We start from the raw sequence: 23,492 nt of genomic DNA on the forward strand, positions 1-23,492 counted from the left end.
CCCGCGGGCCGGGCGCGGTCTCAGCCCCTGAGGCCCTGCTCGGCGACCCAGGCCTCGGTGCGGTCGAGGATGCGGCCCATGCAGGCGACGATCTCGTCCACATCCGTCTCGGTGACGATCAGCGGCGGGCAGAGCGCCAGCGTGTCGCCGACGTTGCGGATGATCATGCCCTCTTCATGCGCGATCTCGAAGGCGGCGAGGCCGACCTTGCCGACCGGGTCGAAGGGCCGCTTGGTCGCCTTGTCGGCCACCACCTCGAGCCCGGCGATAAGGCCCGCGCCGCGCACCTCGCCCACCAGCGGGTGATCGGCGTATTGCCGGAGCCCGGCCTGCAGCCGTTCGCCCATGCGCTGGGCGTTGCCCATCAGGTCGCGCTCTTCGATGATCTTCAGGTTCTCGAGCCCCACCGCCGTCGCCACCGGGTGGCCCGAGGCGGTGAAGCCATGGCCGAAGGTGCCGATCCGGCCGGTGTTGTCGGCGATGGCGTCGTAGACTTTCTCGGAGAACATCACCGCGGCGAGCGGCATGTAGGAGGAGGTGAGCTGCTTCGACAGCACCATGATGTCCGGCGTGAAGCCGTAATGCGTCGCGCCGAAGCTCGAGCCGAGCCGTCCGAAGCCGTTGATCACCTCGTCCGACACCAGCAGGATGTCGTATTTCCGGCACAGCTCCTCGATGCCCGGCCAGTAGCCCTCGGGCGGCGGCATGACGCCGCCCGCCGCCATCAGCGGCTCGCCGATGAAGGCGGCGATGGTCTCGGGGCCCTCGCGCAGGATCGTGTCCTCGGCCTCCTTCAGAAGCCGCTTCGTGAACTCCGCCTCGCTCTCGCCCTCATGGCCGAAGCGGTAGAAATGCGGGCAGGTCAGGTGGGTCACAGGGATCGCCGGCAGGTCGAAATCCATGTGGTTGTAGGGCAGCCCGGTGAGCGAGCCCGAGGCCACGGTGATGCCGTGATAGCCCTTGTTGCGCGCGAGGAACTTCTTCTTTTCCGGCCGGCCCAGCGCGTTGTTCATGTACCAGACCATCTTCACGACGGTGTCGTTGGCCTCCGAGCCGGACGAGGTGAAGAACACCCGGTCGAGCCCTTCGGGCGTCATCTCCACCAGCTTCTCGCCGAGCCGGATCGAGGGCTCGTGCGCCTTGTGGGCGAAGCTGTGGTAGTAGGGCAGGGCCTGCATCTGGTTGTGCGCGGCCTCCACGAGGCGGCTTTCGCTGAAGCCGACCGCGACCGACCACAGGCCCGCCAGCGCCTCGATGTAGGGCTTGCCGGCCTCGTCGTAGACGCGGATGCCCTCGCCGCGGGTGATCACGAGCGGGCCCTTTTCCTCGTGGCGCCGCGCGTTGGTGTAGGGGTGCAGGGCGGTGGCGATGTCCGCCGCGCCGAGCGAGTTCGACAGTTTGTTCATCACCGTGCTCCGTCGGTTTGCAGATCCGCCCGGGCCGGCGCGCGGCCGAGCGCGCCGCCCAGATAGGCGGCGAGGTTGTCGGTCAGGTCGGGCGAGAGATAGCCGCCCTCCTGAATCAGCACGCTAGGCAGTCCGGCATCGGCGATCAATCGGCCCGCGTCGCGGAAGCCCTCCGTCGTCACCGCCAGCCCGCGCAGGGGGTCGTTCTCATGCGCGTCGAGCCCGAGCGAGACCACCAGCGCGCCGGGCGCGAACTCGGCGATCCGCGCCAGCCCGCGGCGGATCGCGTCGAGCCAGACGGCGTTGCCGCTGTCGCGCTCGAGCGGGATGTTGAGGTTGAAGCCCGCGCCTTCGCCGCTGCCGGTCTCGTGGTCGTAGCCCACGAAGAAGGGGTAGTAGTTCGACGGGTCGGCATGGACCGAGACGGTGAGCACGTCGGCGCGGTCGTAGAAGATGGCCTGCGTGCCGTTGCCGTGATGCACGTCGATGTCGAGCACCGCGACCCGCTCATGCGCGCGCCTGAGCCGCCCGGCGGCGATGGCGGCGTTGTTCAGCAGGCAATGCCCGGCGGCGCTGTCGGCGTCGGAATGGTGCCCCGGCGGTCGGCAGAGCGCGTAGGCCGCGCGTTCGCCCGAAAGCACCGCCTCGGCGGCGGCCACGGCGCAGTCGGCGGCGCGGCGGGTCGCGGTCCAGCTGTGCTCGCCCATCGGGCAGGAGGCGTCGGCCATGTGCCAGCCGGCGCGCCCGACGATGCTTTGCGGGTAGCTCGCCATGGTCTTCTGCGGGTGGGTGTTGGGCACCACCTCCGCCCCGGCGCGCGGCAGCTTCTGCCATTCGGGCCAGACGGTTTCGAGAAAGCGCACGAAGTCGGGCGTGTGCACCGCCTCGAGATCGGCGCGGTCGCAGGCGGGCGGTTCCTCGGTGACGAGGCCCAGCCGCTCGAGGCCCGCGAGCAGCAGCCGGCCGCGCTCGGCGCGCTCGGCATTGCGCTCGACCCGGCCGTGGGTCAGGCGGAAATCGGGGTCGTGGCCCTCGGATTCGGGCGCGAAGAAGCATCTCATGCGGGGCTGTCCTCCTTCAGCTTGCGGAAGATGTCGGTGACGATCCGGCGGGCGGTGCCTATATGGTATTCGAGCGCCGCGGTCGCGGCCTCGGCGTCGTGCGCGGCGATGGCGGCGATCACCGGCTCATGCGTTTCGGCCATGCGCAGCGGGTCGTCGTAGAGCCGGCCGATCAGCATCAGGCCGAGCTGGGTCTCGTCGGCGATCTGGTCGAAGACGGTGACGAAGCGCGGGTTGCCGCTGTGCTCGCAGATCAGCCGGTGGAAGGCCATGTCGGCCTCGATCTGCGCCAGCGGATCCTCGGCCTCGGCCAGCCGGTGCATCTCGTCGATGCGGGCGCGCAGGCCGGGCAGGGCGGGCTCGGGGCCGACCGCCACCAGCCGCGCCACGGCGGCGCATTCGATGCAGATCCGCAGCTCGTAGAGGCTGTCGATCGCCTCGGCGGTCACCTCGCGCACGAAGAAGCCGCGATTGGGCTGCGACACCACGAGGCCGCGATTCTCCAGCAGCCGCGCCGCCTCGCGCACCGGGGCGCGGCTCAGGCCGAGGTCGCGGGCGATGCCGGATTCGGTCAGCCGGTCGCCGGGGCGCAGCCGGCCCTGCAGGATCGCGTCGGTGATCAGCCGCACGACGTGCTGCACCAGACCGGCGCGATCTAGCCGCTCGAACAGGGGTTTGGAACGGGTGCTCATGCGGCGACGCTAGAGACGATTTAGGCGACTGTCGACAATTTTGTTGACTTCGGGGCGGACCCTCCCGCACCTTGCCCCTGACGCATCGTGAAGGAGGGACCACGACTTGGCCGATGGAGCACCCGCCGCCGCCGCGACCGACGAGACCGCGCTGCGCCGCGACCTCGCCGCCGCCTACCGCCTGATCGCGCTCGAGGGCATGGATGACGGCATCTACACCCACATCTCGGCCCGGCTGCCCGAGGGGCCGGACGGGCAGAAGCGCTTCCTGCTGAACCCCTTCGGCCTGCGCTTCGACGAGGTGACGGCCTCGAGCCTCGTCACCGTCGACGAAAGCGGCGCGGTGATCGACGACCCCCACGGCGCGGGGGTGAACGCCGCCGGTTTCACCATCCATTCGGCCGTGCACATGGCGCGCCACGACGCCGCCTGCGTGCTGCACACCCACACGGTGGCGGGCGTCGCGGTCTCCTCGGTCGAGGAGGGCCTCTTGCCGCTGAACCAGTGGTCGGCGCAGTTCCACGGCCAGCTCGCCTATCACGACTACGAGGGCATCGCCCTCGATCTGGGCGAGCGGGAGCGGCTGATCGCCGATCTCGGCGCGAAGAACGTCATGATCCTGCGCAACCACGGCATGCTGACCTGCGGCCGCTCGGTGGCCGAGGCGGTGAAGCTGACGCTCAACCTCGAACGCTCCTGCCAGGCGCAGATCGGCGCGCTGGGCATGGGGCTGACGCCGCGCCCGCTCTCCGACGAGATCGCCGCGCACACCGCGGCGCAGTACCAGAAGGGCTACGACCGGATCGAGGTCGACGGCCGGCCCGACCCGGAATGGGCGGCGCTGCTGCGCCGGCTCGAGACCGCGGCCCCGGGCTACGACGCCTGAGGCCGCCCGCGCAGCCGCCGACAAGAGCGGCGCGCGACCGACAGGCCCGCAAGGGGCCGCTTCCAGAACCGACAGGGAATCCCACATGAAACACTTGCTGACGACGAGCTTTCTCGTGGCCGCCGCCACATCGGCGGCGCAGGCCCAACAGCAGGGCGGTCGCCTCGACATCGTGGTGCAGCCCGAGCCGCCGAGCCTGATGCTCGGCCTCGTGCAGAACGGCCCGACCCAGATGGTCGCGGGCCACATCTACGAGGGCCTGCTGCGCTACGACACCGAGCTGCAGCCGCAGCCGTCGCTGGCCGAGAGCTGGGAGATCAGCGAGGACGGCCTGACCTACACCTTCAACCTGCAGGACGACGTGGTCTGGCATGACGGCAGGCCGTTCTCGGCCGAGGACGTGGTCTTCTCCGCCGACACCTTCCTGCGCGAGACCCATGCCCGGCTGCGCGTCAGCCTCGCCTATGTCGAGAGCATCACCGCGCCCGACGACAACACCGTGGTGTTCCAGCTCTCCGAGCCCTTCGGGCCCTTCATCAACAGCTTCGAGGCCGGCACCATGCCGATCGTGCCCAAGCACATCTACGAGGGCACCGACTACGCCAACAACGAGATGAACGCGACGCCGATCGGCACCGGCCCGTTCAAGTTCGAGGAATGGGTCAAGGGCAGCCACATCCACCTGACCGCGAACGAGGACTACTACCTCGAGGGCAAGCCCTATCTCGACGAGGTGTTCTTCCGCGTCATCCCCGACGCGGCCTCGCGCGCCGTCGCCTTCGAGACCGGCGAGGTCGACGTGCTGCCCGGCGGCTCGATCGAGAACTGGGACGTGGCACGGCTGATGGAGGAGGACGACGTCTGCTCGACCGGCAAGGGCTGGGAGTTCCTCGCGCCGCACAGCTTCATGTGGATGAACAACCGCGAGGGCCCGACCGCCGATCCGCGCTTCCGCCAGGCGGTGATGTACGCGATGGACCGCGAATTCGTGCGCGACGTGGTCTGGAACGGCTTCGGCAAGGTCGCGACCGGCCCGGTGAGCTCGCGCACCAACTTCTACACCGACGACGTCACCGACTACAGCCACGACCCCGAGAAGGCCAAGGCTCTGCTCGACGAGATGGGTTATGACGGCACCCCGGTGCGCGTGCTGCCGCTGCCCTATGGCGAGACCTGGCAGCGCTGGGCCGAGGCGGTGAAGCAGAACCTGCAGGAAGTCGGCATCGAGGTCGAGATCGACAGCGCCGACGTCGCCGGCTGGAACCAGAAGACCAGCGAGTGGGACTACGACCTCGCCTTCACCTATCTCTACCAGTACGGCGACCCGGCGCTGGGCACCGCGCGCAACTACATCGAGAGCCAGATCGAGAAGGGCAGCCCCTGGAACAACGTCGAGGGCTACCGCAACCCCGAGCTCGACGCCAAGTGGGCCGAGGCGGCGGTGACCTTCGACCGCGACGAGCGCCAGAAGCTCTACACCGAGATCCAGCAGGAGATCGTCGAGGACGCGCCGGTGGCGTGGCTTCTCGAGCTGGAATTCCCGACGCTCTACGACTGCAGCGTGCAGGACCTCGTCACCACCGCCATCGGCGTGAATGACGGCCTGCGCGACACCTGGATCGAGCAGTAAACCGGAGCGGCCGGGGCGCCCGCGCGCGCCCCGGCCCTTTCCCTTCCCCGACAGACAGGGAGCCCTGCCAGGCATGGCCATCGCCTCCACCGTCCTCGGACGTCTCCTCAAGGCCGCGATCACGCTTCTGGCGATCGTGGTGCTGAACTTCCTGCTGATCCACGCCGCCCCCGGCGACCCGGCCGCCGTGATGGCGGGCGAGGCGGGGGCTGCGGACGAGAAGTTCATCGCCCAGCTGCGCGAACGCTTCGGCCTCGACCAGCCGCTTCACGTGCAGCTGTGGAACTACGTCTCCAACATCCTGCAGCTCGATCTCGGCTACTCCTACCGTCAGGGCGCGCCGGTGCTCGACCTGATCCTCGAACGCCTGCCCGCGACGCTGCTCCTGACGCTCACCGCCTTCGGCATCTCGCTGCTGTTCGGCGTCGCCATGGGCGTCGCGGCCTCGGCCCGGGTCGGAAAGCTCGGCGACAGCGCGATCACCGGCGTGGCGCTCCTGTTCTACGCCACGCCGCTCTACTGGGCGGCGCTGATGGCGGTGCTGGTCTTCTCGGTCTGGCTCGGCTGGCTGCCCGGCTTCGGCTACGAGACCGTGGGCGCCGACTACACCGGGCTGGCGCGCGTGCTCGACATTCTCAAGCACCTGATCCTGCCGGCCGCGACGCTGGGGCTGTTCTTCATGGCGGTCTATACCCGCATGACCCGCGCCTCGATGCTCGAGGTGGCGCAGATGGACTTCGTCAAGACCGCCCGCGCCAAGGGCCTGCCCGACAAGGTCATCCGCCGCCGCCACATCCTGCGCAACGCGCTTCTGCCGGTGGTGACGCTGGCGGGCCTGCAGGCCGGGCAGCTGGTCGGCGGCGCGGTGCTGACCGAGACCGTCTTCGCCTGGCCCGGCATCGGCCGGCTGATGTTCGAAAGCCTCGAGGCGCGCGACTACAACACGCTCCTGGGCGTGTTCCTGATCTCGGCCGCCATGGTCATCCTGTTCAACATCGTCACCGATCTCGTCTATCGGCTGATCGATCCGCGCATCGGAGCGACGCGATGAGCGACTTCTGGATCCGTTTTTCCCGCAACAAGGGCGCGCTTTTGGGCATCGCCATGCTCGCCGCCGTCATCCTCGTGGCGCTGGTGGCGCCGCTCATGTTCCCCAAGGGGCCGTGGCAGATGGTGCAGCGCCCCTTCCTCACTCCCTTCGCCACCGAGGGCCTGCCGCTCGGCACCGACACGCTCGGGCGCAACGTCGCCGCCGGCCTCGCCTACGGCGCGCGGGTGTCGCTCTTGGTCGGCCTCGTCTCGACGCTGGTGGCGCTGGCCATCGGCGTGCCTCTGGGCGCGGTCGCGGGCTATTACGGCGGCTGGGTCGACGAGGCGGCGATGCGCTTCACCGAGTTCTTCCAGACCATCCCCAACTTCGCGCTGGCGATCGTGCTGGTGGCGATCATGGAGCCGACGCTGACCTCGATCACGCTGGCCATCGCCATCGTCTCGTGGCCGCCCGTCGCCCGCCTCGTGCGGGCCGAGGTGCTGAGCCTGAAGAAGCGCGAATTCGTCGATGCCGCGCAGCTTGCGGGCCTGTCGAACCGGCGCATCCTGCTGGCGCAGATCCTGCCCAACGCGATGTCGCCGATCATCGTCATGGCCTCGCTGATGGTGGCCACCGCGATCCTCTTGGAAAGCTCGCTCGCCTTCCTCGGCCTGGGCGACCCGAACATCATGTCGTGGGGCTACATGATCGGCGCCGCGCGCACCGTGATCCGCTCGGCCTGGTGGCTGAGCTTCTTCCCCGGCCTCGCCATCGTCATCACCGTGCTGGCGCTGAACCTGATCGGCGAGGGGCTGAACGACGCGATGAACCCGCATCTCAACCGGAAGGGCCGGGCATGAGCGAGACCGTCCTGAGCATCGAGAACCTCACCCTCGACCTGCCCAAGGGCGCCGACCGCGCCCACGCGGTGCACGACCTCAGCTTCACGCTGGCGCGCGGCGAGGTGCTCTGCGTCGTGGGCGAGAGCGGCTCGGGCAAGTCGATGACCGCCAACGCGCTGATGGGGCTCTTGCCGCCCGCGGTGAAGGTCAGCGGCGGCCGCGCCGTCTTCGGCGGCCGAGACGTGCTGTCCTTGCCCGAGCCCGAGCGCCGTGCCCTGAGGGGCGCCAGGATCGCGATGATCTTCCAGGAGCCGATGACCGCGCTGAACCCGCTCTTGCGGATCGGCGAGCAGATCGCCGAGGTGTTCGAGGCGCACAATCTGCACAGCCCGGCCGAGCGCCGCGCCCGCGCGCTGGCGCTGATCGAGGAAGTGGGCCTGCCCGACCCGCAGAAGATCATCCGCGCCTACCCGTTCCAGCTTTCTGGCGGGCAGCGGCAGCGGGCGATGATCGCCATGGCGCTGGCGCTGGAGCCCGAGATCCTGATCGCCGACGAGCCGACCACCGCGCTCGACGTCACCACGCAGGCGCAGATCCTCGACCTGATCGCAGATATCCGGCAGCGGCACGGCATGGCGGTGATGTTCATCACCCACGACTTCGGCGTGGTGGCCGAGATCGCCGACCGCGTCATCGTCATGCGCTACGGCGAGGCCGTGGAGGCGGGCCCCGCGCGCGAGGTGCTGGCCGAGCCGCGCCACGACTACACCCGCCGCTTGCTCGAGGCGATCCCGTCCAACGCCGTGCCGCGCCCCGAACGCGTCACCGCCGCGCCCGCGCTCGAGCTGCGCAACCTGCGCAAGACCTACCGCACCGGCGGCGGCTGGGGCCGCGCCGCGCGCGAGGTGACGGCGATCGACGGCATCTCTTTGTCGATCGCAAAGGGCGAGGTGCTCGGCCTCGTGGGCGAGAGCGGTTCGGGCAAGTCGACGCTGGGCCGTGCCGTGGTGCGGCTGGTCGACCCCGACAGCGGCCAGATCCTCGTCGGCGGCGAGGACATGGCGGCCTTGTCGCCCGAAGCGCTGCGGCGCGCCCGGCGCAAGGTGCAGATGGTGTTCCAGGATCCCTACGCCTCGCTCAACCCGCGCTCGCGCATCCTGCGCTCGATCTCGGACGGCCCCGTGGCGCAGGGCGTGCCGAAGCAGAAGGCCGAGGCCCGCGCCCGCGAGCTTCTGGAGGTGGTGGGCCTCGGGGCGGATGCCGCCGACCGCTACCCGCACGAGTTCTCGGGCGGGCAGCGCCAGCGCATCGGCATCGCCCGCGCGCTGGCCATGGACCCGGACCTGATCATCGCCGACGAGGCGGTCTCGGCGCTCGACGTCTCGATCCAGGCGCAGGTGCTCGACCTGTTACGCGACCTGCGCAAGCGGCTCGGCCTGTCGCTTCTGTTCATCACCCACGACCTGCGCGTCGCGGCGCAGCTTTGCGACCGCATCGCGGTGATGCAGAAGGGGCGGTTGGTCGAGATCGGCCCGGTGGACGAGGTGTTCCTCAATCCGCAGGACCCCTACACCCGCAGCCTGCTCGCCGCCGTGCCCGGCGCCGAATGGGCCGATGGCGGGGCGGCGCGCGCGGAGGCGGTCTAATGGCGGCCCCGCGCCTCGGCGTCGCGCTGTGCGACCGGCTCGACCTGATCCGGATCTTCGGGCCGCATTTCGACGCGACGCCCGACCTGCGCCTCCTGCCGCCCGACGCCGTGACCGACCCCGACGCGGTCGAGTTCGCCCTGGCCTGGCGGCCCGGTGCGGACGCCTTCCGCCCGTATCGCCACCTGCGCGGCGTCTTCTCCATCGCCGCCGGCACCGACGGCATCACCGCCTCGGCCTCGTTGCCGCCCGACGTGCCGGTGATCCGGCTGCGAGACGACGACCAGGCGCTGCAGATGGCGGGCTTCGCGGTGTTCCAGGTGCTCTGGCACCACCGCGACATGGCCGGGCTCTTGGCCGCGCAGGCCGCGCATCGCTGGAAGCGCAGGCCCGGCGGCGCGAGCCCCGCGCGGGTGCGCGTCGGCGTCATGGGCCTCGGCCACATGGGCCGGCGCATTGCCCGCGCTCTGGCCGATCTCGGCTACGACGTGGCGAGCCTTACCCGCCGCCCGCCCGCGCCCGAGCCGGGCGTGGCGCATTTCACCGACGCGGAGCGCGCCGCCTTCCTCGGCCGCTCCGACATCCTGGTCAACGTGCTGCCGATGAGTGACGAGACGAAGGGGATGCTGAACCGGACCCTGTTCGCGGCGCTGCCCGAGGGCGCGGCGCTGATCCATCTCGGCCGCGGGCCGCAGCTCGACGAGGACGACCTGCTCGCCGCGCTGGAGAGCGGACGGCTCTCGGGCGCCTCGCTCGACGTCTTCGCCGCCGAGCCCCTGCCCAAGGGGCACCCGTTCTGGGACCACCCCCGCATCCTCGTCACCCCGCATATCGCCGGCGAACCCGAGCCGCGCGCGGTGGTGGAGAACGTGCGGCGACACCTGGTGGAGGCCGTGGCATGAGCCATTTCGACGTCATCGTGATCGGCGGCGGCATCGCCGGCATCTCGGCCGGAGCCGAGATCGCGGCCGAGGCCCGCGTGCTGGTGCTCGAGGCCGAGCCCGCGATCGGCTACCACGCCACCGGCCGCTCGGCCGCGCTGTTCATCCGCAACTACGGCAACGCCACGCTGCGCGCGCTCAACGCCGCGGCCGCCCCCTTCCTCGACGCGCCCGAGGGCGTCTGCGAGGGCAGCCTGCTGACCCCCCGCGGCGAGCTTCTGGTCGCGACTGAGGATGAGCTGGGCGCGCTCGAGGCCTATGCCGAGGGCTCGGACGGGCTGGAGCGGCTGGAGGCGAAGGAGGCGGTGGAGCTGGTGCCGATCCTGCGCCCCGAGCGGATCGCGGCGGCGGTGCTCGAGCGCGACGCGCAGGACATCGATGTCGACCGGATGCTGCAGGGCTACGCGCGGCTTCTGAAGTCGCGCGGCGGCCGGGTCGAGACCGGCCAGCGGATCGAGGCCGTGGCGCGCGAGGGCGGCGTCTGGCGCGTGCGCACGGCCGACGGGGCCTTCGAGGCGCCGGTCGTGGTCGACGCCGCCGGGGCCTGGGCCGACACGGTGGCACGGCTGGCCGGGGCCGCCCCCTGCGGGGTCGCGCCGCTGCGCCGCTCGGCGGCGATCCTGCCCGCGCCCGAGGGCCACGACATCGCGCATTGGCCGATGTTCGGCTCGGCGTCGGAGGCGTGGTACGCCAAGCCCGACGCCGGCAAGCTCATGGTCTCGCCCGCCGACGAGGACCCGGTCGAGCCGCATGACGCCTGGGCCGACGACATGGTGCTGGCCGAGGGGCTGCACCGCTTCGAGCAGGCGGTGACGATGCCCGTCACCCGGGTCGAGCGGTCCTGGGCCGGGCTGCGCAGCTTCGCCCCCGACCGCGCGCCGGTGGTGGGCTTCGACCCGGCCTGCGTAGGATTCTTCTGGCTGGCGGGGCAGGGTGGCTACGGCGTGCAGACCGCGCCCGCGCTGTCGCGCCTCGCGGCCGATCTGGTGGCGGGCCGCGCCCCGGCGCTCGCGGCCCCCGTGGTGGCGGCGCTCGACCCCTCTCGCTTCCCGCGCGCCGCCTGACCGGCGGTCTCCCGCGCAGCGCGTTTGCCAAGCGCCCCGAGGCGTGGTTCCGTGATCCCGGCGCGGGGCGCGCCATCGCGCTCCGCAGGGAGAACCAGATGCCTCACCGGACCATGGCCGCGGGCGCGGCCCTCGCGCTGCTCGCGGCCGCCACGGCGCTTCTCGCGCAGGAGCGGCCGGGCTACGTCAACCCGCATGCCGCCGAGCCGGTGGGCGAGGTCGAGGCGATCTATGGCGGCGATCTCGAGCCCGACCTCGCGGTCAGCACCTTCCGCAACGCCCACCGCCTGTTCCCGACCCGCACCATTGCGGCCGCCGGCACGCCGCGACCGCTGCCCGCCTCCGACCGGCGCCTCGGCCCGGTCGCGGTCGAGATCGGGCGCGAGACCTACGATCTCGACGACGCGCTTGCGCTCGACAGCGTGACCGGGCTGATCGTGCTCAAGGACGGCGCGGTGGTGCACGAGACCTACCAGCGCGGCAACCGCCCCGACACGCGCTGGCTGTCGATGTCGATCGCCAAGTCGATCACCTCGACGCTTCTGGGCGCGGCGATCGCCGAAGGCCATGTCGGCGGGCTCGACGACATGGTGACCGACCACGTACCGGCGCTCGCGGGCAGCGCCTATGACGGCGTCACGGTCGGCGACGTGCTGCGGATGGCGTCGGGCGTGGCCTGGGACGAAACCTATGGCGACCCGGCTTCCGACCGCCGGGCGCTGCTGCGCGCGCAGATCGCGCAGGAGCCGGGCGGCCTGATGGCGCTGATGGCGGCGCGGCCGCGCGCCGGGGCGCCGGGCACGCGCCATGCCTACTCGACCGGCGAGACGCAGGTGCTGGCCGAGGTGGTGCGCGGCGCGACCGGCCTGCCGCTGGCCGAGTACCTGTCGCAGGTGATCTGGACCCCCTACGGCATGGAGACCGATGCCGAATGGTGGCTCGAGGCGCCCGGCGGCGCCGAGATCGGCGGCTCGGGGCTGAGCGCGACGCTGCGCGACTATGCCCGCTTCGGCCAGTTCATCCTCGAGGGCGGGGTGATCGATGGCGAGCCCGTGCTGCCCGAGGGCTGGACCGAGGCCGCGGGCCAGCCCCAGACGCTCCGCACCGGCGCGGAGATCGATTACGGCTACATGTGGTGGCCGGCCTGGACCGAGGCCTCGATCGAGGACGGCGCCTTCGCCGCCGTCGGCATCCACGGCCAGTATGTCTACGTCAATCCGCGCCAGCGGGTGGTGATCGCCATGACCGCGGCCCAGCCCGAGCCGCTGAACCGCGAGCCGGTCGAGGCGATGGCCTTCTTCGAGGCGCTGATCGACGCGATCGAGTGAGGCCTCAGCCCGAGGCGGCGAGATCCTCGAGATAGATCCGCACCGCCTCCTGCACGTGGCGGAAGCGGTCGCCGCCCAGATGCTTGCCGCCGAACCAGCGCGTCACCACCACGAGGTGCCCGGTCAGCTCCTCGCGCTCCAGCATCCGCAGGATCACCATGCCGGCCCCGGCCTCGCCGTCGTCGTTCTTGACCGGGCCGGCCTCGGTCAGAAGCCCCCAGCTGTTGTGGGTGGCCTTGGCGAACTTCTTGCGGCGCTTGAGCTCCTTGAGCAGCTTCTTGGCCTCCGCCTCGTCGCGGCAGGGCGCGCCGGCGACCGCGTATTTCGACCCGCGGTCGCTGATGATGTTGTCGAGAACCCGCATCCTCCCCGACTAGGCGGCGGGGGCGGCCGGATCAAGCCGGCGATCGGGGCGCGTGCGCCCGGCTCAGGCGCTGCGGCGCGCGGGTTCCGGGGCGGCGGGGGGCGTCTTCGCCAGCCGACGGGCGGCCTCGTGCTGGCTCAGGAACACCTCGCCGGTCATCTCGTCGAGGAAATGGCTGCGCTTCAGGCGGTCCATCACCGGGCCCTTCACCTCGCTCAGATGCAGCCGGATGCCGGCCTCCTTCAGGCGGGCGTTGATCGCCTCGAGCGACTCCAGCGCCGAGAGGTCGATCTCGTTCACCGCCGGGAACATCAGCACCACGTCCGTGAGGTCGGGCTTCTCGGCGGCGTAGGCGGCGAGCCGGTCCTCGAGGAAGCGGGCGTTGGGGAAGTAGAGGCTCTCGTCCACGCGCAGCGCCAGCACGTGCGGCTGGGTCTCGACCGCGTGGCGAAGCACGTTGCGGAAATGCTCGGTGCCCGGCACCCGGCCCACCACCGCCATGTGCGGGCGCGAGGTCTTGTAGAGATGCACGAGGATCGAGGTGACGACGCCCGCGCTCACCCCGGTCTCGACCCCGGCGGTGAGCGTCAGCGCCATGGTCACCGCCACGGCGGCGAAATCGGCGCGGCTGAAGGCCCAGGCGCGCTTCAGGATCGACAGGTCGACGAGGCCGAGCACCGCGACGATGATCGTGGCGGCGAGCGTCGCCTTGGGCAGGAAATGCACGAGCGGCGTCAGAAACAGCGCGGCGAGCGCGAGGCCCAGGGCGGTGAAGGCGCCGGCGGCCGGGGTCTCGGCGCCGGCGTCGTGGTTGACGACCGAGCGGGCGAAGCCGCCGGTGACCGGAAAGCCGCCCGAGAAGGCCGCGCCGAGATTGGCCGCGCCCAGCCCGATCAACTCCTGGTCGGGGTCGATGCGCTGGCGCTTTTTCGCCGCGAGCGTCTGCGCCACCGAGATGCTCTCGACGAAGCCGATCACCGAGATGAGCAGCGCCGGCACCAGAAGCTGCGAGACCAGCTCGGGCGACAGCGCGGGCAGGGTCAGCGGCGGCAGGCTTTGCGGCACCGCGCCGACGATGGCGACGCCGCGTGCGCCGAGGTCGAAGAACCAGACCGCGAGCGTGGTGGCGACGATGGCCAGCACCGGCCCGGTCTTGGCGCCGATATCGGCCATGCGCGGCCCCAGTCCGATCCGGCGCAGGGCGGGCTTCAGCCCTTTGCGCACCCAGAACAGGAAAGCGGTGGCCGAGACGCCCAGGGCCAGCGTCGCGAGGTTGGTCTCGGGCAGATGCGCGATCAGCCCGGCGGCGATCTCGGGCAGGGTGTGGCCCCCGGCCTCGATGCCGAGGACGTGCCTGAGCTGGCTCGCCGCGATCAGGATGCCGGAGGCGGCGATGAAGCCCGCGATCACCGGGTGCGACAGGAAATTGGCGAGAAAGCCCATCCGGAGCAGCCCCAGCGCCAGGAGCATCGCGCCCGACATGAGCGCCAGCGTCAGCGCCGCCGCCGCGTAGCCCGCCGTGCCGCTGGCCGCGACCTCGCCCACCGCCGCCGCCGTCATCAGCGACACCACCGCCACCGGCCCCACGGCCAGCGACCGCGAGGTGCCGAACACGGCATAGAGCAGGATCGGCACGATCGAGGCGTAGATCCCGGCCTCGGGCGGCAGGCCGGCCAGGAGCGCGTAGGCCAGCGATTGCGGGATCAGCATGATCGTCACGATCACCGCCGCGACCGCGTCGCCGGTGAACCGCGCGCGGTCGTAGCGGCGGCCCCAGTCGAGGATCGGAAGGTAACGGGCAAGCGAAGGCAGGGTCATCGCGGCAGGTCCGGGGGTGAACGGGGAAGGAGGGGGAGGAACTCCGGGGGAAGGGCGGCCCCGCGGGGCCGCCCGGCGGCGGTCAGTCGAAGCGGTTGACCGGCAGCTTCAGGTAGTGGTGCCCGTCATCCTCGGCCGCGGGCAGCCGGCCGCCGCGCAGGTTGACCTGCAGCGCCGCGAGGATGCGGTCGGGCAGCGGCAGGGTGGCGTCGCGCGCCTGCCGGACGCGGATGAACTCCTCGCGCGCGGTGCCGTCCTTCACGTGCTTGTTGCCGGCCTTGTGCTCGGCGACCGTCGCCTCCCACATCGGCTCGTCGCGCTCGGGCCCGCCATAGTCGTGGCCGACGAAGAGCCGGGTGGGCCCCGGCAGGGCGAGGATGTCCTGGATCGAGTCCCACAGCTCGTCGGTCTTGCCGCCGGGGAAGTCCGAGCGCGAAGTGCCGATGTCGGGCTGCATCAGCGTGTCGTGCACGAAGGCCGCGTCGCCGCAGAGATAGGTGATCGAGCCCAGCGTGTGGCCGGGCGAGAGCAGCACCCGCATGGTGAGATCGCCGATCGCGAAGGTCTCGCCCTCCTCGAACAGCCGGTCGAAGTCGCGGGCGGGCTCGAAGGCGTCGGGCAGGTTGTAGAGATCGGCCCAGATCTTGGCGATCTCGGGCACCAGCGCGCCGATGGCGTTGGGCGCACCGGTGCGGGCCTTGAGCTCGGCCGAGGCCATGACGTGGTCGGCATGCGGGTGGGTGTCGAGCACCCAGGCCACCTCGAGCCCGTTCTCGCGCACGAGCTCGAGCACCTGCTCCAGGCTCTCGGTCGAGAACCTACCGTTGCGGTGGTCGTAGTTCCAGGCCACGTCGATCAGCGCCGCCTTCTTCGTGGCCGGGTCGGCGCAGATGTACTGGATCGACCCGGTGTCGGGCTCGTAGATGCCCCAGACATCGGGGCTGCCGGCCCCGCTCGAGGGCGAATGGCGCACGACACGGCTCTTCAGGGGGGCGGTCATTGGGTCGCTCCTTTCGCGAAGATGTTGGGGAATTGGCCGGCATGGCGGGCGAGCCACATGCCGATCAGCATGAAGGGGACGAAGACCAGCGTGCCGGTAGCGAGCATCGGCAGCGCGGTCAGCGCCGGGCCGGGGCAGAAGCCGCCGAGCCCCCAGCCGAGCCCGAACAGCGCCGCGCCCGACAGAAGCCTGGGGTCGAGGTCGTTGCGGGTCGGCAGGTGGAAGGCGCCGCCGAAGACGGGGCGCGGCAGCCGCCGGGTGATCAGCGCGAAGCCCGGCGCGGTGACCGCGATGGCGCCGCCCATCACGAAGGCGAGGCTCGGGTCCCACGTGCCGAAGACGTCGAGGAAGTTCAGCACTTTGGCCGGGTCGGACATGCCCGAGACGATCAGCCCGAGGCCGAAGAAGAGGCCGGAGATGAGGGCGAAGAGCTGTTTCATCTCAGCCCCCGATCATGTGGCGGGTGACGAGGACGGTGACGAAGGCCGCCGCCATGAAGGTCACCGTGGCGATGATCGAGCGCATCGAGCCGCGGCTGATGCCGCAGACGCCATGCCCCGAGGTGCAGCCATTGCCGAACACCGCGCCGAAGCCCACCAGCAGCCCGGCCACGGCCATCAGCACCGGGTTCGAGGGCACCCATTGCTGCGGCCAGCCGCCCGAGACCAGCGCCCAGAGCGGCGCGGCCAGCAGGAGGCCCAGCACGAACAGCGCCGAGACGCCGCGCGCCTCGCCGTCGGTGGCGCGGGCGAAGGCCCGCGAGGTGAGGCCGCTGATGCCGGCGATGCGGCCGTTGGTGGCCATCAGCAGCACCGCCGAGGCCCCGATCATCATGCCGCCGCCAAGCGACAGCCATGGCGTGAACTCTGTTTCCATCTCTCGACTCCGTGATACCACGACCCGCGCCGCCGCGCTTGCCGCGTCATGCGGTCTGTATATATATTGATATGCGAATATTCAACAGGTCGAATATGGAAGTCAGCGAAGAATTCCTGGAGGGCGACATCGCGGGCGCGGCCGCGCTGATGGGCATGCTGGCCTCCGAGGCGCGGCTGAAGATCCTGTGCCGCCTGGTCGGCGGCGAGCGGTCGGTGGGCGAGCTGGCGCAGCTTTGCGGCATGCCCCAGCCCACCATGTCGCAGCAGCTCAAGCGGCTGAAGGAGGCGGGGCTGGTCGAGGGCCGGCGCGACGGCCAGACGATCTATTACAGCGTCACCGGCGACGAGGTCGCCGCGGTGCTCGAGACGCTGCACCGGCTCTACTGCGCCACGCCGGAGGGCTGAGGGCAGGCCGGCCGCGTGCCGGCCCGCCCCGTTTCCGTTCCCGCTCAGCGGGCGAGGATCAGCGGCAGCGCCGCGGCTTCGAGCATCTCGCGCGTGGTGCCGCCGAACAGCGCCTCGCGCAGCCGCGAATGGCCGTAGCCGCCCATCACCAGCGCCTCGGCGCCGTTGTCGCGCAGATGCCGCAGCAGCACCTCGGAGACCCTCGGCCGGCTGCGGTTGAGCACCGAGATCTCGGCCGTGACGCCGTTGCGGGCGAGGTAGAGCGCCAGCGCGCCGCCGGGGTCGGAACGGTCGCCCCAGCGCGTCTCCGGATCGACGATGACGATCTCGACCAGCGCGGCGCGGCGCAGCATCGGCAGGGCGGCGCGGATCGCCACCATCGCCTCGCGGCTGTCGTCCCAGGCCACGGCGATCCGCTCGGGGCGCTCGGGCATCGCGGCGCCGCCGTCGGGCACCACGATCACCGGGATGCCGCCCGCGAAGAGCGCCGCCTCGAGCGTGGCGACGTGCAGCGGCCGGTCCTCGGGGCCGTAGGGCGCGGCGGCGACGATCCGGTCGGCATAGCGGGCCAGCCGGCCCACCTGGTCCGAGATCAGCCCGCCGGGCACCATCACCGGGTGCAGCGCGACATTGCCGCGCCAGGACGGGATCAGCGGGCGCAGCGCCTCGGCCAGATCCTGCGCCCGCTGCTCGGCCGCCTCGCGGTCGGGCGGGCTCAGCAGCACGGCGGTGCCCGCGAAATAGCTGTCGGGCGGCGTGGTCTCGATGCCGAGGCAGTAGATGTCGAGATGCGAGCCCTCGGTTTCGGTCATCGACAGCGCGGTCTCGATCGCGCCGCGATCGATCTTCGCCTCGGTGGCGAGGACGGCGACGGTGCCATGTGACATGCGGCTTCTCCTTCGGTGTGCGTCGCCGGCAATCTCGCATGCCGGCGCGGGGCCGGAATTGATCCAGGTCAAGGCTTGGCGCGAAACCCGGGCCTAGGTCTCGACCCGGGGCCCGACCGGCCCCGCGACCACAGCAGGAGCGCGCCATGAACCCGACCCCCTTCGCCATCGCCGCGGCCGTCCTTCTTTCGGCCTGCGTCGCGGCCCGGCCCGATCCCGGCCCCGACCCCGACGATGGCGCCGGGCTCTTCGCCGCGCATTGCGCCGCCTGCCACGGCGCGGGCGGGCGCGGCGACGGCCCGCTGGCGGCCGGCCTGCCGCGCGCGCCCACCGACCTGACGCGGCTCGCGCCCGCCGGCGCGCCGTTTCCGCATGCGAAGGTGATGTCGCATGTGCACGGCTATTTCCGCCGCGACGCGGCCGATCCGGTGATGCCGGACTATTCCGAGGTCTTCGCCGAACCCGTGATCCGCTTCGACAGCGGGGATGGTATACTCACCGCGACGCCGCAACCGCTGGTCGCGCTGTCGCGATATCTGGAGAGCCTGCAGCAACCGGGCTGATCCAGATCAAGGCGCATCGACGCCACCTGCGCCAGTCTGGCGGAAGGGAGGATCGCGCATGACTTGGACACCTTTGATGAAACGCGTCGCCTGGGCCAAGGGGCTGGGATTCGGCTTCGGTCTCTTCGCGCCGCTGCTTTTGGACCCGGCCGGGCCGGGGCAGCTGATGCTGGTCTGGGGGATCGTGCTGTGGAGCGTGATTCTCGGGGCGCTGGTGGGGCTCGCCGCGCAGTTCGACCGGGTGCCGCTGTTCGACCTGCGCCTGCCGGCCGGGCTGCGCGGGGCCTGGATCGGCTTCTGGATGGGCCTGGTGCTGTTCCTGGTGGCCGGGCAGGGGATCGAGGCGCTCTGGGCCGGCAGCGGCTGGCTGCCGCAGCCGCCGCCGGGGGCGGTGTGGCTGCTGGTCGAGGCGACGCTGGTCGGCGCCTTCATCGACCTTCTGGCCGGCGGTCTCGCCGGCGCGCGCTTCGGCGCGCCGCAGCCCTGAGGAGGCCGCGATGAGGATCCTGATCGCCACCGACCTGTCGGAGCGCAGCGACCGCGCGCTGGCGCGCGCCCGGATGCTGGCCGAGACGCTGGATGCGCCGCTCGACATCCTGCACGTGGTCGACGACGCCCTGCCGAGCCGGGTGGCCGAGGCCACCGCCGAGAACGCCCGCCTGGCGCTGCGCGCCGGGCAGCACCGGCCCGAGACGGTCGAGGTCGGGTTCGGCCAGCCCTGGCGGCGGGTGATGCTGCAGGCCAGCGAGGGGCGCTACGACCTGCTGGTCATGGGCGCGCATCGCGACCGCGGCTTTCTCGACCTGCTGCGCGGCAGCGTGGTGCATCGCTGCACCCAGATGTCGCCGCTGCCGGTGCTGGTGGTCGCCGCGACGCCGACCGGCGCCTATGACCGGGTGACCGTCGGCACCAGCTTCTCGGCGCGCGACGCCGCCGCGGCGCGGCTCGCCGCCCGGCTGGCGCCGGAGGCGCGGATGACGCTCGTGCATTCCTACCACGTGCCGTTCCGGGGGCTGGCCTACCGCACCGACGCGTCGGGCGACCTGACCAAGCACGACCGCGACGCCGTCGAGGCGCCGCTGCGCCGGCAGATGGACGCGCTGACCGAGCGGCTGGCGCATGACGGGCTCTACCCGCAGACCCGCATCCTCGAGGGCGGCGCCGCGCCGAGCCTCCTGTCGACGGTGGCCGAGACCCGCTCCGACCTGCTGGCGATCGGCCGGCACCAGGCCGAGGGCCACCTGCCGATGCGGATGGGGCGGGTGGCCGCCGAGATGCTGTCCTACCTGCCCTGCGACCTGCTGGTGCATCCGGGCAGCCTGCCGGCCGGACCCGACACCGCGACCGGCGCGGACTGAGGGAAACGGGGCGCCCGGCCCCGCGCGCGGGCCTCGTTTCGCTGCGAAACCGCACCGCGCCGCGTCGGGTGGCGCGGCGCGGCCACGGCCGCTCTCGCCGTCAGCCGTGATGCAGCGCGAAGCTGCGGCCGCCGATCTCGGCCATCTCCACCGGGCTGTCGAACAGCCGCGACAGGGTCGCGCCGGTCAGCACCTCGGCGGCGGGGCCGGTGCGCGCGACGCGGCCGTCCTTCATCGCCACCACGTGGTCGGCATGGGCTGCGGCGTAGTTCACCTCGTGCAGCACCACCACCACCGTCCGGCCGGTGGCGGCCATGTCGCGCAGCCGCAGCATCAGCGCCCGGGCATGCGCCATGTCGAGATTGTTCAGCGGCTCGTCCAGCAGCACGTAGTCGGTGCCCTGCGCCCAGGTCATCGCCACCAGCGCCCGCTGTCTCTGCCCGCCCGAGAGCGTGTCGGTGAAGCGGTCGGCCAGCGGCTCGAGGTCGAAGGCCGCGATGGCGTCGGCGATGGCGGCGCGGTCGGCCGGGCCGGGGCGGCCCTTGTGGTGCGGGTAGCGCCCGAAGCCCACGAGGTCGCGCACCGTCAGCCGCGCGGCGAGCCCGGTGTCCTGCCGCAGGATCGACAGGTGCCGGGCCAGCCGGTCGGTCGGGGTGCGTCCGACATCGCGCCCGTCCACCGTGATCCGCCCCTGCTGCAGCGGCTCGAGCCGCGCCACCAGCGACAGCAGGGTGGACTTGCCCGCCCCGTTCGGCCCGATCAGCGCCGTCACCCCGCCGCGCGGGATGTCGAGCGTGATGTCGCTCAGGATCCGGGCGGGCCCGGCCCGGTGCGCGACGTCGCGGATCTCGATCATGGTGCGGGTCTCCTCAGGATGAGCACGAGAAACAGCAGCCCGCCGGCGAACTCGACGATCACCGACAGCGTCAGCGACCAGCCCAGCAGCCGCTCGATCACCGTCTGGCCGGCGACCAGCACCAGCCCGGCGATCAGCGCGGCGGCGGGCATGAGCACGGCGTGGCGGTGGTCGCGCATCGCCAGATGCGCGAGCGCCGAGACCAGCAGGCCGAAGAAGGTGACGGGCCCGACCAGCGCGGTCGAGACCGAGACCAGCGCGGCGATGGTCGCCAGCGCCAGCATCAGCGTGCGCCGGTGATCGACCCCGAGGCTGACCGCGTGGTCGCGCCCCAGCGCCATCACGTCGAGCCGGTGCCGCAGCCGCCAGGCCACGGCCAGCGCCAGCAGGCTCAGGAGGGCGGCGATGGCGATCAGCTCGATCGGCACGGCGTTGAACCGCGCGAAGCTCGACCCCTGCACGATCGCGTATTCGTTGGGGTCGATCATCCGCGCCACGAAGCCCGACAGGCTGCGGAACAGCACGCCGCAGACGATGCCGGTCAGGATCATCCGGTGCAGGTCGACCCGGCGGCCGCCCAGCAGCGTGCCGAACAGCAGAAGCGCGCCGCCCATCAGGAGCCCCGCCTCGAGCGCGAAGCGCAGCTGCGGCGCCATCGTCGCGACGCCGAAGCCGCCCAAGGCGAAGACGAGGCCGGTCTGCAGCAGCCCGAACAGCGCGTCGAAGCCCATGATCGAGGGGGTCAGGATGCGGTTGCCGGCGATGGTCTGGAACATCACCGTGGCGCAGCCGATCGCCGCGCCCACCAGCAGCAGCGCCGCCAGCCGCGGCGCGCGCAGCGACAGCGCGAAGCCCGGGTCGCCGCGCAGCCCGAGGCCGAGAAAGGCGGCGCAGGCCAGCGCCAGCGCCGCCGCGATCCAGACCAGCCTAGCGGGCATGGCGCGGCTTCGCATGCAGGAGCCACAGGAACAGCGCCGCGCCGACGACGCCGAAGATCGTGCCGACCGGCGTTTCGTAGGGGTGGCGCAGCAGCCGCGCGGCGATGTCGCAGGCCAGCACCAGCCCCGCGCCGAAGGCGGCGGTGCCGGGCAGGGTGGCGCGCAGGTTGTCGCCGGCCATGCGGCTGACGATGTTGGGCACGACGAGCCCGACGAAGGGGATCGTGCCGATCGTGACCACGGTGACGGCGGTGGCGATCGAGACGATCAGCAGACCGGCTGCCACCACCCGGCCGTGGTTCAGCCCGAGCCCGGTCGCGGCGTCGCGCCCCAGCCCCGCGATGGTGAAGCGGTCGGCGTAGAGATAGGCCAGCAGGGTCAGCGCCCCGGTCAGCCACAAGAGTTCGTAGCGGCCGCGCATCACGCCCGAGAACTCGCCATTGGTCCAGATCGCCACGTATTGCAGCAGGTCGAACTGCCAGCCGATCGCGTCGACCCCGGCGCCCAGTATGCCGCCATAGATCAGCGCCACCAGCGGCACCAGCAGCGGCCGGGTCGGCGGCAGCTGCCGGATCAGCGCGAGGAAGACCACGCTGCCTACCAGCGCGGCGAGGCTCGACAGCCCCATCTGCGCCCAGAGCGGCGCGCCGGGCCAGAGCAGGGTGACGCCGAGAATGCCCAGAGCCGCGGCCTGCCCGGTGCCGGCGGTGGCCGGCTCGACGAAGCGGTTGCGCGCCAGCATCTGCAGGATCAGCCCCGCCACCGCCATCGAGGCGCCGGTCAGCAGCACCGCCAGCGTGCGCGGCCAGCGGCTGATCCAGATGAGCCGCAGCGCCTCGGGGTCGCGCAGCGCCCCGGGCCCGAGATCGACCACCCCGGTGAACAGCGAACCGGCCGCCAGCGCCAGAAGCGCCGCGGCCGGCCAGACGAGGCGCGCGGGGATCACGCGCCCGGGGCGTCGAAGGCGGCCAGCAGCGCGTCGACCGCGCTCTCGAGCGCGCCGATGCCGCCGCCGGCGATATAGGCCTCGGCAGAGTTCAGGTAGACGACCTGGTCCTCGCGCCAGGCGGTGGTGTCGGCGACCAGCGCGTTGTCCAGCGTCTCGGCCGCGCCGGCGCCGGTCTCGCCGATCGCGGCGGCGCGGTCGATCACGATCAGCCAGTCCGGGTCGGCCTCGGCGATGAACTCGAACGACACCGCCTCGCCATGCGTCGCCTCGTCGATCGCCTCGACCGCCTCGGGCAGGCCGGAGGCGGCGTGCAGCCAGCCGAAGCGCGAGCCGGCGCCATAGGCGGTCACCTTCGGCCCGTTGGTCATCAGGATCATCGCGTCGCCCTCGTCGGCGGCCGCGGCCTGCAGCCGGTCGAGCTTGGCCTGGAACTGCGCGGCCAGGGCGTCGGCCTCGGCCGCCTTGCCGAAGAGGTCGCCATAGGCCTTGAGCCGGTCCAGCGCCTGCTCGATCATGTCGTCGCCCCAGATCGTCATGTCGATCGAAGGCGCGACCCGGCCGACCGAGTCGAGCTGCTCGGAGGAGCGGCCGCCGACGATGACGAGGTCGGGCGCCAGCGCGTTCAGCGCCTCGAGATCGGGCTCGAACAGCGTGCCGACCGCTTCGGCGGTCTCGGCCAGCGGCGCGAGCCGGTCGAGATAGAGGTTGTCGGGCACGCCGGCCGGGGTCACGCCGAGCGCGGTGAGCGTGTCGATCGCGGCGATGTCGTAGACGGCCACGGTCTGCGGCGCCCGCGGCGCCTCGGCCGGGCCGCGCGCGGTCTCGATGGTGACGGTCTCGGCCGAGGCGGCCAGGGCGGGCAGGGCCGCGAGGCCGGCGGCGAACAGGACGGAAAGACGAAGCATCTGAAATCTCCAAAGCCATTGGTCGGTGCGGATTGGCTTGGAGGT

25 protein-coding genes are annotated in these 23,492 nt (G+C 71.7%); 12 read left to right on the plus strand and 13 right to left on the minus strand.

Annotated features, from left to right (window positions below):
* Window positions 1-20 precede the first annotated feature (20 nt).
* From BLT43_RS10770 to BLT43_RS10780, 3 genes are read right to left on the minus strand one after another with little or no spacing between them, the layout of a single operon-like run.
* Window positions 21-1,406 (minus strand): aspartate aminotransferase family protein, encoded by a 1,386-nt coding sequence (locus BLT43_RS10770; protein ID WP_090112730.1) that lies wholly within the window; start codon window positions 1,404-1,406, stop codon window positions 21-23.
* Entirely contained in the window at window positions 1,406-2,467 is a 1,062-nt protein-coding gene (locus BLT43_RS10775; protein ID WP_090112732.1) for a histone deacetylase family protein, read from the minus strand. The genes BLT43_RS10770 and BLT43_RS10775 overlap by 1 nt, the downstream gene beginning before the upstream one ends.
* Complete coding sequence (locus tag BLT43_RS10780; RefSeq protein WP_090112733.1) at window positions 2,464-3,159, minus strand: GntR family transcriptional regulator; 696 nt, start codon at window positions 3,157-3,159, stop codon at window positions 2,464-2,466. The genes BLT43_RS10775 and BLT43_RS10780 overlap by 4 nt, the downstream gene beginning before the upstream one ends.
* Window positions 3,160-3,265: 106 nt before the next feature.
* Between BLT43_RS10780 and BLT43_RS10785 the strand changes: the two genes are divergently transcribed.
* The 8 genes from BLT43_RS10785 (at window position 3,266) to BLT43_RS10820 (ending at window position 12,526) form a co-directional block, all read left to right on the plus strand.
* Window positions 3,266-4,045 (plus strand): class II aldolase/adducin family protein, encoded by a 780-nt coding sequence (locus BLT43_RS10785; RefSeq protein WP_090112735.1) that lies wholly within the window; start codon window positions 3,266-3,268, stop codon window positions 4,043-4,045.
* Window positions 4,046-4,130: 85 nt separating this feature from the next.
* The gene (locus tag BLT43_RS10790; RefSeq protein ID WP_090112737.1) at window positions 4,131-5,675 is read left to right on the plus strand and encodes an ABC transporter substrate-binding protein; all 1,545 of its coding nucleotides are present in this window, start codon (window positions 4,131-4,133) and stop codon (window positions 5,673-5,675) included.
* A gap of 73 nt (window positions 5,676-5,748) precedes the next feature.
* Window positions 5,749-6,726, plus strand: coding sequence for an ABC transporter permease (locus BLT43_RS10795; RefSeq protein WP_090112739.1), 978 nt, complete (start codon window positions 5,749-5,751; stop codon window positions 6,724-6,726).
* The gene (locus BLT43_RS10800; protein ID WP_090112741.1) at window positions 6,723-7,565 is read left to right on the plus strand and encodes an ABC transporter permease; all 843 of its coding nucleotides are present in this window, start codon (window positions 6,723-6,725) and stop codon (window positions 7,563-7,565) included. The genes BLT43_RS10795 and BLT43_RS10800 overlap by 4 nt, the downstream gene beginning before the upstream one ends.
* Window positions 7,562-9,193 carry an ABC transporter ATP-binding protein gene (locus BLT43_RS10805; protein ID WP_090112743.1) on the plus strand — a complete coding sequence of 544 codons (1,632 nt, stop codon included), beginning with the start codon at window positions 7,562-7,564 and terminating at the stop codon, window positions 9,191-9,193. Before BLT43_RS10800 ends, BLT43_RS10805 begins: the two co-directional genes overlap by 4 nt.
* Window positions 9,193-10,095, plus strand: coding sequence for a 2-hydroxyacid dehydrogenase (locus tag BLT43_RS10810; RefSeq protein WP_090112745.1), 903 nt, complete (start codon window positions 9,193-9,195; stop codon window positions 10,093-10,095). Before BLT43_RS10805 ends, BLT43_RS10810 begins: the two co-directional genes overlap by 1 nt.
* A complete protein-coding gene (locus tag BLT43_RS10815) occupies window positions 10,092-11,198 on the plus strand; it encodes an NAD(P)/FAD-dependent oxidoreductase (RefSeq protein WP_090112747.1) in 1,107 nt (368 codons plus the stop codon). The genes BLT43_RS10810 and BLT43_RS10815 overlap by 4 nt, the downstream gene beginning before the upstream one ends.
* A gap of 98 nt (window positions 11,199-11,296) precedes the next feature.
* Window positions 11,297-12,526, plus strand: a complete 1,230-nt coding sequence (locus tag BLT43_RS10820) for a serine hydrolase domain-containing protein (RefSeq protein WP_207497508.1) — start codon at window positions 11,297-11,299, stop codon at window positions 12,524-12,526.
* 4 nt (window positions 12,527-12,530) lie between these two features.
* Here the strand turns inward: BLT43_RS10820 and BLT43_RS10825 are convergent, their stop codons facing one another.
* The 5 genes from BLT43_RS10825 to BLT43_RS10845 form a co-directional block, all read right to left on the minus strand.
* Window positions 12,531-12,890, minus strand: a complete 360-nt coding sequence (locus BLT43_RS10825) for a YigZ family protein (RefSeq protein WP_090112749.1) — start codon at window positions 12,888-12,890, stop codon at window positions 12,531-12,533.
* 63 nt (window positions 12,891-12,953) lie between these two features.
* Window positions 12,954-14,708 (minus strand): SulP family inorganic anion transporter, encoded by a 1,755-nt coding sequence (locus BLT43_RS10830; RefSeq protein WP_090112750.1) that lies wholly within the window; start codon window positions 14,706-14,708, stop codon window positions 12,954-12,956.
* A gap of 82 nt (window positions 14,709-14,790) precedes the next feature.
* On the minus strand, window positions 14,791-15,708 hold the full coding sequence (locus tag BLT43_RS10835) for an MBL fold metallo-hydrolase (protein WP_090112751.1): 918 nt from the start codon (window positions 15,706-15,708) through the stop codon (window positions 14,791-14,793).
* A complete protein-coding gene (locus tag BLT43_RS10840; protein WP_090112752.1) occupies window positions 15,705-16,148 on the minus strand; it encodes a DUF6691 family protein in 444 nt (147 codons plus the stop codon). The genes BLT43_RS10835 and BLT43_RS10840 overlap by 4 nt, the downstream gene beginning before the upstream one ends.
* A 1-nt stretch (window position 16,149) precedes the next feature.
* The gene (locus BLT43_RS10845; protein ID WP_090112753.1) at window positions 16,150-16,584 is read right to left on the minus strand and encodes a YeeE/YedE family protein; all 435 of its coding nucleotides are present in this window, start codon (window positions 16,582-16,584) and stop codon (window positions 16,150-16,152) included.
* A 95-nt stretch (window positions 16,585-16,679) separates the two neighbouring features.
* Between BLT43_RS10845 and BLT43_RS10850 the strand changes: the two genes are divergently transcribed.
* The gene (locus BLT43_RS10850; protein ID WP_090112754.1) at window positions 16,680-16,991 is read left to right on the plus strand and encodes an ArsR/SmtB family transcription factor; all 312 of its coding nucleotides are present in this window, start codon (window positions 16,680-16,682) and stop codon (window positions 16,989-16,991) included.
* Between the two features lie 44 nt (window positions 16,992-17,035).
* Here BLT43_RS10850 and BLT43_RS10855 read toward each other — a convergent pair whose 3' ends face one another.
* A complete protein-coding gene (locus tag BLT43_RS10855) occupies window positions 17,036-17,878 on the minus strand; it encodes a universal stress protein (protein ID WP_090112755.1) in 843 nt (280 codons plus the stop codon).
* A 146-nt stretch (window positions 17,879-18,024) separates the two neighbouring features.
* On the opposite strand from BLT43_RS10855, the gene BLT43_RS10860 reads away from it, so the two are divergent.
* The 3 genes from BLT43_RS10860 (at window position 18,025) to BLT43_RS10870 (ending at window position 19,799) form a co-directional block, all read left to right on the plus strand.
* Window positions 18,025-18,441, plus strand: coding sequence for a c-type cytochrome (locus BLT43_RS10860; RefSeq protein WP_090112758.1), 417 nt, complete (start codon window positions 18,025-18,027; stop codon window positions 18,439-18,441).
* Window positions 18,442-18,517: 76 nt separating this feature from the next.
* On the plus strand, window positions 18,518-18,928 hold the full coding sequence (locus BLT43_RS10865) for a hypothetical protein (protein ID WP_090112760.1): 411 nt from the start codon (window positions 18,518-18,520) through the stop codon (window positions 18,926-18,928).
* A 10-nt stretch (window positions 18,929-18,938) separates the two neighbouring features.
* Window positions 18,939-19,799, plus strand: coding sequence for a universal stress protein (locus BLT43_RS10870; RefSeq protein WP_090112764.1), 861 nt, complete (start codon window positions 18,939-18,941; stop codon window positions 19,797-19,799).
* Window positions 19,800-19,899: 100 nt separating this feature from the next.
* On the opposite strand, the gene BLT43_RS10875 is transcribed toward BLT43_RS10870, so the two are convergent.
* The 4 genes from BLT43_RS10875 to BLT43_RS10890 are packed head-to-tail and all read right to left on the minus strand — an operon-like array spanning window position 19,900 to window position 23,447.
* A complete protein-coding gene (locus BLT43_RS10875) occupies window positions 19,900-20,655 on the minus strand; it encodes an iron ABC transporter ATP-binding protein (protein ID WP_090112766.1) in 756 nt (251 codons plus the stop codon).
* Window positions 20,652-21,593 (minus strand): iron chelate uptake ABC transporter family permease subunit, encoded by a 942-nt coding sequence (locus BLT43_RS10880; protein ID WP_207497511.1) that lies wholly within the window; start codon window positions 21,591-21,593, stop codon window positions 20,652-20,654. Before BLT43_RS10880 ends, BLT43_RS10875 begins: the two co-directional genes overlap by 4 nt.
* Window positions 21,583-22,536, minus strand: a complete 954-nt coding sequence (locus BLT43_RS10885; RefSeq protein WP_207497520.1) for an ABC transporter permease — start codon at window positions 22,534-22,536, stop codon at window positions 21,583-21,585. Before BLT43_RS10885 ends, BLT43_RS10880 begins: the two co-directional genes overlap by 11 nt.
* On the minus strand, window positions 22,536-23,447 hold the full coding sequence (locus BLT43_RS10890; RefSeq protein ID WP_090112772.1) for a siderophore ABC transporter substrate-binding protein: 912 nt from the start codon (window positions 23,445-23,447) through the stop codon (window positions 22,536-22,538). The genes BLT43_RS10885 and BLT43_RS10890 overlap by 1 nt, the downstream gene beginning before the upstream one ends.
* Between the last annotated feature and the right edge of the window lie 45 nt (window positions 23,448-23,492).

The organism is Limimaricola pyoseonensis, from assembly GCF_900102015.1.
Taxonomy (GTDB): Bacteria; Pseudomonadota; Alphaproteobacteria; order Rhodobacterales; family Rhodobacteraceae; genus Limimaricola; species Limimaricola pyoseonensis.

Coding starts and splice junctions, on each gene's coding strand:
- BLT43_RS10770 (WP_090112730.1), bottom strand. CDS start 1,406: ATGAACAAACTGTCGAACTCGCTCGGCGCGGCGGACATCGCCACCGCC.
- BLT43_RS10775 (WP_090112732.1), bottom strand. CDS start 2,467: ATGAGATGCTTCTTCGCGCCCGAATCCGAGGGCCACGACCCCGATTTC.
- BLT43_RS10780 (WP_090112733.1), bottom strand. CDS start 3,159: ATGAGCACCCGTTCCAAACCCCTGTTCGAGCGGCTAGATCGCGCCGGT.
- BLT43_RS10790 (WP_090112737.1), top strand. CDS start 4,131: ATGAAACACTTGCTGACGACGAGCTTTCTCGTGGCCGCCGCCACATCG.
- BLT43_RS10795 (WP_090112739.1), top strand. CDS start 5,749: ATGGCCATCGCCTCCACCGTCCTCGGACGTCTCCTCAAGGCCGCGATC.
- BLT43_RS10800 (WP_090112741.1), top strand. CDS start 6,723: ATGAGCGACTTCTGGATCCGTTTTTCCCGCAACAAGGGCGCGCTTTTG.
- BLT43_RS10805 (WP_090112743.1), top strand. CDS start 7,562: ATGAGCGAGACCGTCCTGAGCATCGAGAACCTCACCCTCGACCTGCCC.
- BLT43_RS10810 (WP_090112745.1), top strand. CDS start 9,193: ATGGCGGCCCCGCGCCTCGGCGTCGCGCTGTGCGACCGGCTCGACCTG.
- BLT43_RS10815 (WP_090112747.1), top strand. CDS start 10,092: ATGAGCCATTTCGACGTCATCGTGATCGGCGGCGGCATCGCCGGCATC.
- BLT43_RS10820 (WP_207497508.1), top strand. CDS start 11,297: ATGCCTCACCGGACCATGGCCGCGGGCGCGGCCCTCGCGCTGCTCGCG.
- BLT43_RS10825 (WP_090112749.1), bottom strand. CDS start 12,890: ATGCGGGTTCTCGACAACATCATCAGCGACCGCGGGTCGAAATACGCG.
- BLT43_RS10830 (WP_090112750.1), bottom strand. CDS start 14,708: ATGACCCTGCCTTCGCTTGCCCGTTACCTTCCGATCCTCGACTGGGGC.
- BLT43_RS10835 (WP_090112751.1), bottom strand. CDS start 15,708: ATGACCGCCCCCCTGAAGAGCCGTGTCGTGCGCCATTCGCCCTCGAGC.
- BLT43_RS10840 (WP_090112752.1), bottom strand. CDS start 16,148: ATGAAACAGCTCTTCGCCCTCATCTCCGGCCTCTTCTTCGGCCTCGGG.
- BLT43_RS10845 (WP_090112753.1), bottom strand. CDS start 16,584: ATGGAAACAGAGTTCACGCCATGGCTGTCGCTTGGCGGCGGCATGATG.
- BLT43_RS10850 (WP_090112754.1), top strand. CDS start 16,680: ATGGAAGTCAGCGAAGAATTCCTGGAGGGCGACATCGCGGGCGCGGCC.
- BLT43_RS10855 (WP_090112755.1), bottom strand. CDS start 17,878: ATGTCACATGGCACCGTCGCCGTCCTCGCCACCGAGGCGAAGATCGAT.
- BLT43_RS10860 (WP_090112758.1), top strand. CDS start 18,025: ATGAACCCGACCCCCTTCGCCATCGCCGCGGCCGTCCTTCTTTCGGCC.
- BLT43_RS10865 (WP_090112760.1), top strand. CDS start 18,518: ATGAAACGCGTCGCCTGGGCCAAGGGGCTGGGATTCGGCTTCGGTCTC.
- BLT43_RS10870 (WP_090112764.1), top strand. CDS start 18,939: ATGAGGATCCTGATCGCCACCGACCTGTCGGAGCGCAGCGACCGCGCG.
- BLT43_RS10875 (WP_090112766.1), bottom strand. CDS start 20,655: ATGATCGAGATCCGCGACGTCGCGCACCGGGCCGGGCCCGCCCGGATC.
- BLT43_RS10880 (WP_207497511.1), bottom strand. CDS start 21,593: ATGCCCGCTAGGCTGGTCTGGATCGCGGCGGCGCTGGCGCTGGCCTGC.
- BLT43_RS10890 (WP_090112772.1), bottom strand. CDS start 23,447: ATGCTTCGTCTTTCCGTCCTGTTCGCCGCCGGCCTCGCGGCCCTGCCC.